Below are 13,398 nucleotides of genomic sequence, written 5' to 3'. Positions count from 1 at the left end.
TCAGTGCAACCCACCGTGCATGCGTTTGAAGACAACCAGGCGCTGGCCGCCGCGCTGTCGGCGCGCATCGCCAACGATCTGCGCGCGGCGATTGCCGCGCGCGGCGAAGCATGGATGGCGGTATCCGGCGGCAGCACGCCCAAGCGACTGTTCGAGCGGTTGTCGCACGAGGCGCTGGATTGGTCGCGCGTCACCGTCACCCTGGTCGATGAACGCTGGGTGCCGGATACCGACGAACGTTCCAACGCGCGTCTCATCGAATCTTTGCTGTTGCGCCACAACGCCGCGGACGCGGAATTCGTGCCGCTGTACGTGGAGGCCGCGACGCCGGAAGCCGGTATCGGCGAAGTGCGTACGCGCATTTCCGCGATGAAGCTGCCGTTCGACGTTGTCGTGCTCGGCATGGGGCCGGACGGGCACACCGCGTCCTTTTTCCCCGGTGGCGACCGCCTCGCCGAAGCGCTCGATCCGGCTAACGCCGCGCAGGTGCTGCCGATGCGCGCACCGGGCGCGGGCGAGCCGCGCATCACCTTCACCCTGCCCGTGCTGCTGAAAGCGCGAGCGCTGTATCTGCATATCGAAGGTGCCGACAAACGCGTGGTGCTGCAACATGCCGAACAATCCGGCAGTCAGTTGCCCATCGCCAGCGTGTTGCGCCGAGCATCTCATTTGGACGTCTATTGGTGCCCGTAATGAATCGCTTCACATCGCCATCCACTCCCTCTCCTGCGTGCAGCAGGGGAGGACTGGGGTGGGATGAAGCCCTTCATATTGAGGCAAGTGTGTGTGACCCCCTCCCAGCCTCCCCCTGCTTGCAGGGGGAGGAGATTCACGTTCCCGCCCATCGGCCGGAAAAGTTTGCGCCGCGTAACACCGGCTGGAGTTGAAGATGAGTTTGCATCCCGTCGTAGCCGAAGTCACCGAACGCCTGCGCGAACGCAGCCGCGACACGCGTGCTGCTTATCTCGATCGCATCGGCGGTGTCGCCATCGAAGGCACGCATCGCTCGCGCCTTTCCTGTGGCAATCTTGCGCATGGTTTTGCCGCGTGCGGCACGCACGACAAAGCCGCGTTGCGCGAAGGTCATGCGCCGAATATCGGCATCGTCACGGCGTATAACGACATGCTGTCGGCGCATCAGCCGTACGAGCGCTATCCCGCCTTCATCCGCGACGTCGCGCGCGAATCGGGCTTCACCGCACAGGTGGCCGGCGGCGTGCCGGCGATGTGCGATGGCGTCACGCAAGGTCGCTCGGGCATGGAACTGTCGTTGTTCTCGCGTGACCTCATCGCGATGGCCACCGCTGTCGCGTTGTCGCACGACATGTTCGACGGCGCGCTGTACCTGGGCATCTGCGACAAGATCGTGCCGGGCCTGCTGATCGGTGCCTTGAGCTTCGGCCATCTGCCCGGCGTGTTCGTGCCCAGCGGCCCGATGCCCAGCGGTATCAGCAACGAACAGAAATCGAAGGTCCGCCAGGCCTATGCCGAAGGCAAGGCGAGCCGCGCGGAGTTGCTGGAAGCGGAAGCGGCGTCCTATCACACGGCCGGTACCTGCACGTTCTACGGCACCGCCAACTCCAACCAGATGCTTATGGAGATCATGGGCCTGCATTTGCCAGGCGCCAGTTTCGTTGCGCCGGATACGCCTCTGCGCGACGCGCTCACCGCCGAAGCCGTGCGTCGCTGCGCAGCGTTGGGCAAGGCGGGCGAGAACTTGGCCATCGGCCACATCATCGACGAACGCGCGATCATCAACGGCGTGATCGGTCTGCACGCCACGGGTGGTTCCACCAATCATCTGCTGCACCTCGTCGCGATTGCGCAGGCCGCAGGCATTGCGTTGCGCTGGGAAGACTTCGATGCGCTCTCCGCGGTCATCCCGCTGCTGGCGCGCGTCTATCCCAACGGCTACGCGGACGTGAACCAGTTCCACGACGCCGGCGGCATGGGGTTCCTCATCGACCAATTGCTGAGCGCCGGCCTGCTGCACGGCGACGCACGCACCATCGCGGGTTGCACGATGTCCGAGTACGGCAAGGTGCCCACGCTCGACGAATCCGGCAACCTGATGTGGACGCCGGTGCTGAAGGAAAGCGGCAATCGCGGCGTGTTGCGCGGCGTGAACGAACCCTTCCGTCCCGACGGTGGACTCCGGATGGTGCACGGCAATCTCGGTCGCGGCGTGATCAAGGTGTCGTCGGTGCCGGACGATCGCCTGGTGATCGAAGCGCCGGCCATCGTGTTTCACGATCAGGACGACATCAAGCGCGCGTTCGATCGCGGCGAGCTGAGCCGCGATTTCATCGCGGTCGTGCGCTTCCAGGGACCGCGCGCCATCGGCATGCCGGAATTGCACAAGCTCACGCCGACGCTGGCCGTGCTGCAGGATCGCGGCCACCGCATCGCGCTGGTGACCGACGGTCGCATGTCCGGTGCGAGCGGACGCGTGCCGGCGGCCATCCACGTAACGCCGGAAGCCGATGACGGCGGTCCGATCGCGAAAGTCCGCGATGGCGACATCATTCGTCTCGACGCCGTGCACGGCACGCTCGAGGTGTTGGTCGACGCCGCGGAATTCGCATCGCGCACGCCCGTCATCGAAGACCTCTCCCGGCACCAGCACGGCATGGGTCGCGAGCTGTTCGGCATGTTCCGTCGCAACGCGGCCGCAGCCGATCTCGGCGCCGGCGTGCTCTGACATCCTCTCCCCTTTGGGGAGGGGAGTAACCCCATCGAAAATTAGGCTTGAAGCCATGAACATCGAAACCAAGCAGCAGCACGTCGAAACCACCATGCGTCTGGCGCCCGTGATTCCGGTGGTCATCATCCACGACGCCAGGCATGCCGTGCCGATGGCGCGCGCACTCGTGGCCGGCGGCACGCCGGCGATCGAAGTGACCTTGCGCACACCCGCCGCGCTCGATGCGATTCGTGCCATCGCTGCGGAAGTGGAAAGCGCCGTGGTCGGCGTGGGCACTGTGCTCACCGCCAAGGATTTTCATGCCGCCGAACAAGCGGGTGCGCGTTTTGCCGTGTCGCCCGGCGTATCGCCGAACCTGCTTGCGGCCGCGGACGACAGCGCGCTGCCGTTGTTGCCCGGCGTGGCGACGGCGAGCGAAGCGATGAACCTGCTCGAACGCGGTTATCGCCATCTGAAATTCTTCCCCGCCGTACCCGCCGGCGGTGCGAAACTGCTCGGCGCATGGGCCAGCCCGCTGCCGCAGCTGCGCTTCTGCCCCACCGGCGGCATTTCACTCGCCAGCGCGCCGGACTTCCTCAGCTTGCCGAACGTTCTGTGCGTGGGCGGCTCGTGGCTGACGCCGAGCGACAAACTCAACAGCGGCGACTGGGCTGGTATCGAACGGCTGGCGCGCGACGCGGCGTTGTTGCGCGGCGTGGCCGCCTGATCACGTTGTCTCTGTTGACTCCCTCTCCCCTCGGGGGAGAGGGAACGGGCACACGCTGCGTGACTTCTGGGGCGCGAAACCCTTCCGAGGCCTGCCTAAGCTGAGCGGTCGGCGCGTCGCGCCTGTTTCTTGGGAACCGTCATCCATGCGCAAGCTACCACTCGTTATCGCCCTCACTGCGCTTCTGCTCGGCAACGCCGCCGCTGCCGACAAGAAAGACAAGCCAGCCCAGGATGAGACAAAGCCCGACGCGGCACTGATCCATCCGCAAGCGTCGGACAGCGAAGGATCGGTGTCGGTCGAAGGCAGGCGCATCGCGTACAAGGCGGTCGCCGGCACCATCGTGCTGCACGGCAAGAACGAGAAGGAAAACGATCCGACCGTCAGCATGTTCTACGTCGCCTACTTCAAGAAAGGCGCGGACAGTGCGAAGCGGCCGATCACCTTCGTCTACAACGGCGGCCCGGGTTCGGCCACGGTGTGGCTGCACATGGGCGCGTTCGGTCCGCGCCGCGTGGTCACCAGGGACGACAGTCACACGCCCGCCGCGCCGTACCAGGTGGTCAACAACGACTACAGTTTGCTCGACGCGTCCGATCTCGTCTTCATCGACGCGCCGGGTGCGGGTTTCAGCCGCCTGATCGCCAACGACACGGACGCATCCAAGCGCGACGAGCAACTGAAGGATCGCCGCAAGGAAATCTACAGCGTCGACGGCGACGGTCACGCCTTCGCGCAATTCATCACCCAGTTCCTGTCGCGCTACGGCCGCTGGAATTCGCCGAAATACCTGTTCGGCGAAAGCTACGGCACCACGCGGTCGGCCGTGCTTGCCAACGATCTGGAAAACGACGACAGCGTCGACTTGAACGGCGTCATCCTGCTCTCGCAGATCCTCAACTTCGACACCAGCATCGACGGCCCCGACCAGAATCCCGGCGTCGACCTGCCCTACGAGCTGGCGCTTCCCACTTTCGCGGCCACGGCGTACTACCACCACAAGCTGCCGCAGACGCCCGCGGAGCTGGAGCCCTTCCTGCAGGAAGTGGAGCAGTTCGCGCTGGGCGACTACGCCGAGGCATTGATGGCCGGTTCGCGACTGGACGATGCGCGCAAGCAAGCTGTCGCGCAGAAACTGCACCAGTACACCGGCCTGCCGGTGGACTATCTGCTCAAAGCCAATCTGCGCGTGACCGGGGGCATGTTCGAGCACGAACTGCTCGGCGATTCGGGCGATACGACTGGCCGTCTGGACTCGCGTTTCTCGGGCCCGTCGCTCGATCCCTTGAGCAAGGAAGCCGAATACGACCCGCAATCCTCGGCGATCAGTTCCGCCTACATCGCAGCCTTCAACGACTACGTGCGCAAGGATCTCAAGTACGGGCAGAACCAGACTTATCACGAGTTCGCCCCCGACGCGACGGACTGGGATTTCAAGCACAACGGTCACGACGGCGCGGTCAACGTGATGCCCGACCTGGCGAAGGCGATGAAGACCAACCCGGATCTCAAGGTCCTGCTCAACGGTGGTTACTACGATCTCGCCACACCGTTCTTCGCCGCCGACTACGAAATGCATCACCTGCCCGTGCAACCGGCCCTGATGAACAACATCAGCTACGAATGGTATCCGTCAGGACACATGGTCTACGCGCACGAAGCCTCGCTGAAACTGCTGCACGACAACGTGTCGCGCTTCATCGAGCAGACGGACAACGTCAAGCAATAAGAAAGCCTGCGCTCCACCACCTCCTCCTGCTGGCCGGGGGAGGTTGGGAGGGGTAAGCTTTTCGCACCTCCCTTTCCCTATCGAACTCGCATGCGCGCCCTGATCGACCGCTATATCGACGCCTACAACCGCATGGACGTCGACGCCATGATGAAGACGATGCATCGCGAAGTCATCTTCGAGAACTACGCTGGCGGCACGCTGAGCGTGCGCACCATCGGCATCGACGAGCTGCGTCATCTGGCCGAAAGTTCGCGGCATCTGTTCTCCGCCCGCCACCAGACCATCGTCGGCTACGCCGAGGTGGCGGCCGTCGCGCATGCGCAGATCGCGTTCGAGGGCACCTTCGCCATCGATCTGCCCAATGGCATCCGCGCAGGCCAGAGCATTGCCATGCCGGGGCGCAGCGAATTTCGCGAGCGTGACGGCCTGCTGATCCATATCGCCGACTACAGCGACTGACGGCGCCGTTTACGCAGCCAGATTGAGCTGCCACGAAACCCCGAATCGATCGCTTACCCACGCGAACTTTCTGCTGAACCCATAGTTGTTGAGCGGCATGAATACCTTGCCGCCGTTCGCCAACTCGCAGAACGCATGCTCGATGCCGGTTTCGTCATCCAGATCGACGAAGATCGAGAGCGCTGGCGTGAAGCTGAAGTCGTGCTTCACCGCGCTGTCTATGCACATGAAAGAGCGGCCGCACACCGTGAAGGTCGCCTTCTTCACCGAACCCTCGACACCGGCCTCACGCGGTCCGTAGCGCTCGATCGCGGTAATCGCCGAATCGGGACAAAGCGATGTGTAGAAGCGCATCGCTTCTTCGGCCGATCCCCCGAACATCAGAAAAGGCGTGGCGCTTGATGTCATGTCATTGCTCCGAACGGCGCCGCAACGATGTGCCGGGCTACTGTCATCAAGCCGCGTTGACGACTTCGTATTGGCTCTGCACTAGCCCGCTCGCGTATGAGCGAGTGGCAACATGTTTGAGCGCGATGTCCTGCAGGGTGGCACCAAACAATGGGATTCCCGTACCGATCAGCACCGGTACGCGGGTGATGACGAGGCGCTGGATCAGCCCTTCGCGCAGAAATCCCTGGATGGTGATGCCACCGTCCACGTAGACGTGTCGGAAACCACGGGCTGCAAGCAGGAAGGCGATCTCTTTCGGCGTACCGGACAGATGCTCTAACACGGCGCCTGCGGGTGGTGACGGCAGCGCATGCGTGCTCAATACGAAGACCGGTTTGTCGGCATAAGGCCACGCCTCGAAGCCCAGCACGACTTCGTAGGTGTTGCGGCCGATCACCAGCGCATCGACGGTGGCCATGAAGTCGTCGTAGCCATGCGGCTCACCGCCTCCGGGTGGAAGAAAGTCGAGTGCGCCATCGAGCCTGGCCATGAAGCCATCGACACTGACGCCAACAAAGACCGACGCTTTCATGACATGCCTCCGCTGCTGTGGAGATGCCTGCGAAATAACGACCTATCGCTCGTAGCATCTGATTTCGAGCAGATGCTTGTTGGGATCGAAAAAATACAGCGTCGGCGCAAGTCCTCTCGCACCCGATTCTTCGCCGGGCCCTTCGTTCGACCCGACAGCGTCGAACGTCGGTCCGTACGGTATGCCCGCGCTTTTGATGCGATCAAAAATCTGCGCAAACTCGGCCCGTGACACGGCAAAGGCGTAATGTTCGATTCCCGAGGCGCCATGCGGCGCAAGCAGAAGCACGAAATTATCGTCGACGCGGATGACGGTGAACGGCCCATCCTGACCTTGCATCGCAAAACCCAGCACGCCCGTGTAGAAAGCAATGCTTGCTTCCAGGTCGTTCACCCGCAGGATGACGTGATCGAGCGTTGCCACCTCTAACTCGCTCCTGATTGTCCAAGGCGATGTCGATGATCGCTCACGTCGCCAGCGTCAGTGAGTAAAACCGAGTGCCTGGCAAATGCGTGTCGTTGTACGGCGGGATTTCGATGAAACCCAGCCTGCGGTAAAGCGCTTGCGCGGCGACCATGGTGGGCAGGGTATCCAGCCGCAGTTCGCGATATCCGGCGGCACGGGCAGTCTCGATGATCGCTTCAACCAGCCGCTGGCCAAGCCTCAGCTTTCGATAGTTCGAGCGCACATACAGGCGCTTCATCTCACCTACGTCCTTGTTCAACGGACGCAGAGCGACACAACCGGCCAGTTCGGCACCGACATCAGCAAGAAGCAGAGCGCCACGGGGCGGTATGTATGGATTCGGCAGTGCGTCGAGTTCAGCCGAAAATCCCTGATACTCGAGATTCGTGCCGATGGCGTCGGCATATTCGAGAAAAAGCTCGCGCGCTTGTGCGATCAGCTCGGGCGAGGCGGCTTGCTTGAGTAAGACGTCAGCCGGCGTCATGGCTTGAGAGTGATGGTCAGCGGTGAACATAGCTTACGTCACTGGTTCCATCTGGCTCCGGGCGGCGTAACAAGGCGTTATACCAGCGGCGCTGTTGCGTCAGATCGCTTTCGGCCAACCATTGTGGCTTGTTGGCAACGAGTGCGGCAACAGGAATGCCGTCTTCGTAGAGCACACGAGTGCCGGCCAGCGCGGGCAGGCGGTCGCCGGCGAGTACGGTGCCGACCAGGTTGAGGGGATCGCTGCCGCTGAGGCAGATGCATTGTTGTTCGAACGGGCGTTGCCGCACGCTGCGCAACTGGCCGATGGCTTCGGGCAGTGCGAATTGTTCGCCGACCAGGCCCTCCACGAAGCGGCCGCCGCGGATTTCTCCGCGCGCCTCCAGTCGATGATAGACCCGGAGCAGTTCGCGCCAGGAGGGTAGCCAGGGTGCTTCGCGTTCCAGCAGCTTCCAGAACACGACGCCGTAGCGGCGGAGCAGGACGCGGGCGATGTGTTCGATCACATCGGCCTGCCCTTCGCTGGGCGCATTCACAGCGGGCACTCGCACCAGCGACCAGCGCCCTGCGTCTTCGATCTCGCTCAGGGCATGACGACGTACGCGACGATGTCTCGGCGATTCGCGCTTGGCGGCGGGAACGAGCAATGCGCGCAAGCCGGCGAAGCTGTCGGCAGTGACGCGACCGGCGGAAACGAGTTCGCCCAGCGCGTCTTCCAGTTCCGTGCGCAGCAGACGCGTGGCATCGAGCAGTTCGTCGAAGAACAGCGCGCCTTGCGCGGCGAGCGCATCGAGCACGGCTTGTGCGCGTGACGACTGCAGTAGCGCTTGCTCCTGGTTGCGATCGGCCATGGATGTCCACGTCGCCAATTGGCGGCGCGGTAGTAAAACTATGGGCGTGGCGCGCACGGGACCGCCGCTGCCGCCTCCGTTGCGCAAACGATTCCAGCCGATGCGGCCGGCGCGGCACAGTTCGTCGAGCCAGCGGCTGGAATAGTCTTCGATGCGCGCATGAAGCAGTTCGCTTTCCCACGCACCGGCTGCGGCTTCGAAACCTTCGAGCTGGCCGAGCACGGCACCGAGTGCGTCGGGTCCGCTAAGTCGCGTGCCGGGTGTGGTGTGCTGCCATTCGAGCAGGAAACGCATCAGGTCGCGGCGGCTGACGGGCTCGATTTCGCGGCGCAGGCGACCGATGGTGTAGCGATGGATGCGCGCGAGCAGGTGACGTTCGCACCATTCCGTGTCGGTGGCATCCGGCGTGAAGCGGCCTTGCATCACGTAGCCTTCCGATTGCAGGCGGATCAACGCCAGTTCGATATCGGAAGTCTCAACATTCAAGGACGTCGCCAGTACGTTGACGGTGACAGGGCCAAGGCCGGTGAGTCGGCTGCGTACGAGTTCGATTAGCGCGTCTTCGCGTGTCCATGGCTGCGCGGCAAATTCGGCGGGTGCGGCAATGGGTGGCTGCATCGATGCCGTGCTGTATGCGGCTTGCCAAAGAGGGAGTTTCTCGGCGCAGACCCACACACCGTGCACACCTTGCTCCTCCCCCTGCTTGCAGGGGGAGGTTGGGAGGGGGTTGTCTGGGCTTGCCGTAACGTTGGGGGCTTCACCCCACCCCAGCCCTCCCCTGCTGCACGCAGGGGAGGGAGTTAGTTGCGTGGCACGGTGTGATTTCGCGAGCTTGTGCAACCAGTCGAGCCAGCCTGCATTGGTTTCAACGTCTTCGCGGGTAACGAAGCCCAATACGTTCAACGCTTCGTGCATCTCATCGGCGCTGCGTACCTCCGGCCATGCTTCGGCGCGCACGGCAGCGATGGCCTCCGGATCGAGCTTGGCCAGATCGTCGGTGTCTTCGATGCCGTTCCACTGGCGCGTCTGCACGGCGCGCGTGCGGCGTTCTTCCAGCGGCGCGTCGTCGAGGAAGGCGTAGGGCGCGGCGTTGAGCACTTCGCTGGCAAGCGGACTCGGTGCGGTGAGATCGCGTGCCACCACCGTGATGGCGCCGGATTCGAGTCCTTTCAGGACATCGAGCAGGCCGTCCACGTCCATCGCTTCGCGCAGGCAGTCGTGCAGCGTCTGGTTGACCAGCGGGTGGTCGGGAATCTGCCGTTCGCCAGTGATGTTTTCCAGGCAGGCGACCTGGTCGGGAAACACCGTGGCGAGCAGGTCTTCGCTCTTCATGCGCTGCAATGGCGCAGGCACTTTCTTGCCGCCGGCGTAGCGTGGCAGGGCGAGGGCGGTCACGGCGTTCCAGCGCCAGCGCACCGGGAACAATGGCGCATCGAGCAGCGCTTGAATCAGCACGTGTTCCGCGCTGCTGCTGTGCAGATAGCGCGCCACTTCTTCCAGCGGAAAACTGTGGCTGGTGGAGAGCGACAACACGATGGCGTTTTCGGTGGCAGCCGCCTGCAGTTCGAAGTTGAACTGGCGGCAGAAGCGCTTGCGCAGTGCCAACCCCCATGCGCGATTGATGCGGCTGCCCCAGGGCGTATGGATCACCAGCTGCGTGCCGCCCGATTCGTCGAAGAAGCGCTCGAACACCAGCGTGGATTGCGTCGGCAGCACGCCGAGCGCGGCCTTGGCCTTGGCGAGATATTCCGCGATCTGCTGTGCGGTGGATTCGTTCAACGCAAGCACGTCGCGCAACCAATCGAATGCGGCCTGCACGCCGCCGGCGTCGATGCGTTCGACGATTTCTTCGCGCAAGCGCGAAACGCCGAGCGACAATTCATTGCTGCGCCCGGGTGCTTCGCCCAGCCAGAATGGAATGCTGGGCGGTGCGCCGTGCGCATCTTCCACGCGAAGGCGGTCGCGTTCCACGCGCTGGATGCGATAGCTGGTGTTGCCGAGCTGGAAGATGTCGCCCGCCATGCTTTCGATGGCGAAATCTTCGTTGACCGTGCCGACGATGGTGGCCTGGGGTTCCAGCACCACGAGATAGTCAGCCATGTCGGGAATCGTGCCGCCCGACGTCACGGCGGTGAGCCGCGCGCCGCGCCGCGCACGCAGTTCATGATGCACGGCGTCGCGGTGGACATAGGCCGAGCGTGCGCCGCGTCGCGTGGTGAAACCATCCGCCAGCATGCGCACGATGGCGTCGAACTGCGCGCGCGGCAAGGTGCGATAGGGATGGGCGCGACGCACGAGGTCGAACAGCGCATCTTCGTTCCATTCCGCGCAGGCGACCTCGGCAACGATCTGTTGCGCCAGCACGTCGAGCGGTTGGGGCGGTTGCACCAGCGTGTCGAGTTCGCCACGGCGCACGCAGTCGAGCAGTGCGGCGCATTCGATCAGGTCGTCGCGGCTGGTCGGGAACAGGCGCGCTTTCGGCGTGCCGTTCACCGCGTGGCCGGATCGGCCGGCGCGCTGCAGGAAGGCGGCGATGGAGCGCGGCGATGCCAGCTGGCATACCAGGTCCACATCGCCGATGTCGATGCCGAGTTCCAGCGATGCCGTGGCGATCAATACTTTCAGTTCGCCGCGTTTGAGGCGTTGCTCGGCATCCAGCCGCTGTTCCTTGGCAAGACTGCCGTGGTGCGCGGCGACCGCTTCATGCCCTATTCGCTCCGACATGTGCCGCGCCACGCGCTCGGCCATGCGTCGCGTGTTGACGAAGACGAGCGTGGTGCGATGTTCGTCCACCAGTTGCGCGAGGCGGTTGTAAAGCAGCTCCCAGGTGTCGTTGGACATGACGGCTTCCAACGGCACGGGCGGCACTTCGATGGCGAGGTCGCGCTTGCGCGTGTGGCCCACGTCGATGATGGTGCAGCTTTTCTCCCTCTCCCCATTGGGGAGAGGGTCGGGGTGAGGGGTCGCTCTTGCGAAAAGGTCTGCCGTAAAAGGCGGTGGCTCTTTTGGGGTCTCTTGCGAGGTTGTCCCCTCACCCCAGCCCTCTCCCCGGAGGGGAGAGGGAGCCAAGCCGATGCCCTCCCCCACCAGGAACTTGGCGACATCCTCGATGGGTTTCTGCGTCGCCGACAAACCGATGCGCTGCAGCGGCCGTTGGCACAGCGCTTCGAGTCGTTCCAGCGTCAGCGCCAGATGCGCGCCACGTTTGCTGGTCGCGACGGCATGGATTTCGTCGACGATCACGCTGCGCACGCTTTTCAGCATCTCGCGCCCGGACAACGAACCCATCAGCACGTACAACGACTCGGGCGTGGTGACGAGGATATGCGGCGGCACCTTGCGCATCAGGTTGCGCTCGGGTTGCGGCGTGTCGCCGGTGCGCACGGCGGTGCGGATGGGCGCATCGGGCAGGCCGAGTTTCTGCAGTTGTGCGCGAATGCCTTCCAGCGGGGCTTCGAGATTGATGTGGATGTCGTTCGACAACGCCTTCAGCGGCGACACGTACACCACCCGCGTTTCGTCCGGCAGCGTGCCGCCGCGCGAGATGGCTTCCTGCGCCAAGGCATCGATGGCGGCGAGGAAGGCGGTGAGCGTTTTGCCCGAACCGGTCGGGGCGGCCACCAGTGTGTGGCGCCCTGCCCTGATCTGCGGCCACGCCTGTGCCTGCGCCGAGGTGGGCGCGGGAAACGTGGCGTCGAACCACGCGGAAACGGCGGGATGGAAATCGCGCAATGGCATCGTCGATGGCCCGCGGTCGAGCGGGAGCGGTTCGTCGATCATACATAGGGCCTGGTAGCAGCGCGGTAAAGGCCTGCCCTGGCGACCCGCGTCCCGCTCCGCCGGCTGTCGACGATGCTGTGGCGCGGGCGTCTCAGGAGATGAGACGCCCGTGCATTCCGCCCGGTTCCACCGAGGTGACTTTGACGCCGAATGGGCGCGGCTTCCCTGGCCAGCACTTCAGTGAGGCCGCCAACCGCCCCTCTGGCGGCCTGGTATGCGCTGAGCCCTGGCGTGCCCATGCGGCCACCGACCGAAGAGGGGCTCCCGGGAAAATGGTTTGCCCTAGACGGCCCGCTGGCCGAAATACCGTGCGGGCGAATGGCCGAAAGAGCGCCGGAACATGGCGATGAACGCGCTGGTACTCGCATAACCGAGTGCATCGGCGACCGAGGCGACCGGAGTGCCATCGGCCAGTTGTTCCAGTCCGCGGGCGAGCCGCGCCTGCTGTCGCCATTGCGCAAAACTCAAAGCCGTTTCGGCGCGGAACAATCGACTCAAGCTGCGCGGCGAAAGTCCGCCCCAGGCAGCCCATTCCTCCAGGCTGCGGTTGTCCTGCGGCTGCTCGATCACGGCTTGAGCAATACGCAACAGCCGTCGATCGATCGGCATCGGCAGGTGCAGGGGCTCGTGCGCGGTGTGGTGCATTTCATCCAGCAGCACATCCATCAACCGCTGCTGTCGTGCATCCAGCTCCGCGTTCCACGTCCACGAGCTGGCGCGATGGACCAGTTCGCGCATCAACGGGGTCACGCCGATCACGCAAGGGTGGTCGGGCAGCTGGCCGCAGATGTCCGGTGTGAGAAAGACGCCCCAGCCGCTCATGACGCCGCTGATGGTGACGGTATGCATTTCGCCCGGCGGCATCCAGCCCGCGCGATGGGGCGGCAACAGCCATGAACCGCGCGCCGTGTGCACATGGACCAGGCCGCTTTCCACGCACCAGAACTGACCGCGCACATGGCTGTGCCAGTCGTATTTGTGGGTCTCCTGGCTGTATTCGCTGGCCGCTTCCCCTTCATTCCAGTACGTAATGATGGGTGGTCCGCCGGCCTGTTCAATGAATTCGTAGAACGTGTCTTGGGAGTTCGCCATGGCCGGTTCTCGACATTTTTTGACCAAATAACGTTATCAGCTTGTGACGAGATTTGCCTAAGCTTTCCCATACCCCGGTCCATGCGCCGGGCTCCCTCGCCGCTGCCGCCGCTCGCGGCTTCTCCAGGAACGCATAGCCAGGGG

General features: G+C 63.9%; 11 protein-coding genes. 5 read left to right on the top strand and 6 right to left on the bottom strand.

All coding sequences use genetic code 11. The features are described from left to right. Window positions 1–3: 3 nt before the first annotated feature. The 5 genes from pgl (at window position 4) to DWU99_RS17235 (ending at window position 5,601) form a co-directional block, all read left to right on the top strand. Window positions 4–693, top strand: coding sequence for a 6-phosphogluconolactonase (gene pgl / locus DWU99_RS17255; RefSeq protein WP_115479320.1), 690 nt, complete (start codon window positions 4–6; stop codon window positions 691–693). A gap of 196 nt (window positions 694–889) precedes the next feature. Next, complete coding sequence (gene edd, locus DWU99_RS17250; protein WP_115479319.1) at window positions 890–2,701, top strand: phosphogluconate dehydratase; 1,812 nt, start codon at window positions 890–892, stop codon at window positions 2,699–2,701. Window positions 2,702–2,756: 55 nt separating this feature from the next. Beyond that, on the top strand, window positions 2,757–3,410 hold the full coding sequence (gene eda, locus DWU99_RS17245; protein WP_115479318.1) for a bifunctional 4-hydroxy-2-oxoglutarate aldolase/2-dehydro-3-deoxy-phosphogluconate aldolase: 654 nt from the start codon (window positions 2,757–2,759) through the stop codon (window positions 3,408–3,410). Window positions 3,411–3,555: 145 nt separating this feature from the next. Next, window positions 3,556–5,139 (top strand): S10 family peptidase, encoded by a 1,584-nt coding sequence (locus DWU99_RS17240; RefSeq protein ID WP_115479317.1) that lies wholly within the window; start codon window positions 3,556–3,558, stop codon window positions 5,137–5,139. Window positions 5,140–5,229: 90 nt separating this feature from the next. After that, window positions 5,230–5,601, top strand: coding sequence for a nuclear transport factor 2 family protein (locus tag DWU99_RS17235; protein WP_115479316.1), 372 nt, complete (start codon window positions 5,230–5,232; stop codon window positions 5,599–5,601). 9 nt (window positions 5,602–5,610) lie between these two features. On the opposite strand, the gene DWU99_RS17230 is transcribed toward DWU99_RS17235, so the two are convergent. The 6 genes from DWU99_RS17230 to DWU99_RS17200 form a co-directional block, all read right to left on the bottom strand. Beyond that, window positions 5,611–6,009, bottom strand: a complete 399-nt coding sequence (locus DWU99_RS17230) for a VOC family protein (RefSeq protein WP_115479315.1) — start codon at window positions 6,007–6,009, stop codon at window positions 5,611–5,613. Window positions 6,010–6,055: 46 nt separating this feature from the next. Next, window positions 6,056–6,583 carry a dihydrofolate reductase family protein gene (locus tag DWU99_RS17225; protein WP_115479314.1) on the bottom strand — a complete coding sequence of 176 codons (528 nt, stop codon included), beginning with the start codon at window positions 6,581–6,583 and terminating at the stop codon, window positions 6,056–6,058. Between the two features lie 42 nt (window positions 6,584–6,625). Continuing rightward, the gene (locus DWU99_RS17220; RefSeq protein ID WP_158543342.1) at window positions 6,626–7,006 is read right to left on the bottom strand and encodes a VOC family protein; all 381 of its coding nucleotides are present in this window, start codon (window positions 7,004–7,006) and stop codon (window positions 6,626–6,628) included. 43 nt (window positions 7,007–7,049) lie between these two features. Next, window positions 7,050–7,562 carry a GNAT family N-acetyltransferase gene (locus tag DWU99_RS17215; RefSeq protein ID WP_199535846.1) on the bottom strand — a complete coding sequence of 171 codons (513 nt, stop codon included), beginning with the start codon at window positions 7,560–7,562 and terminating at the stop codon, window positions 7,050–7,052. Further along, entirely contained in the window at window positions 7,549–12,120 is a 4,572-nt protein-coding gene (locus DWU99_RS17210; RefSeq protein ID WP_115479433.1) for a DEAD/DEAH box helicase, read from the bottom strand. The genes DWU99_RS17215 and DWU99_RS17210 overlap by 14 nt, the downstream gene beginning before the upstream one ends. A gap of 324 nt (window positions 12,121–12,444) precedes the next feature. Continuing rightward, entirely contained in the window at window positions 12,445–13,254 is an 810-nt protein-coding gene (locus tag DWU99_RS17200) for an AraC family transcriptional regulator (RefSeq protein WP_115479312.1), read from the bottom strand. Window positions 13,255–13,398 lie beyond the last annotated feature (144 nt).

Origin of the sequence: Dyella psychrodurans (assembly GCF_003363265.1) — a bacterium.
Classification (GTDB): domain Bacteria; phylum Pseudomonadota; class Gammaproteobacteria; order Xanthomonadales; family Rhodanobacteraceae; genus Dyella_B; species Dyella_B psychrodurans.
This window is presented reverse-complemented; position numbering and strand designations above follow the sequence as displayed.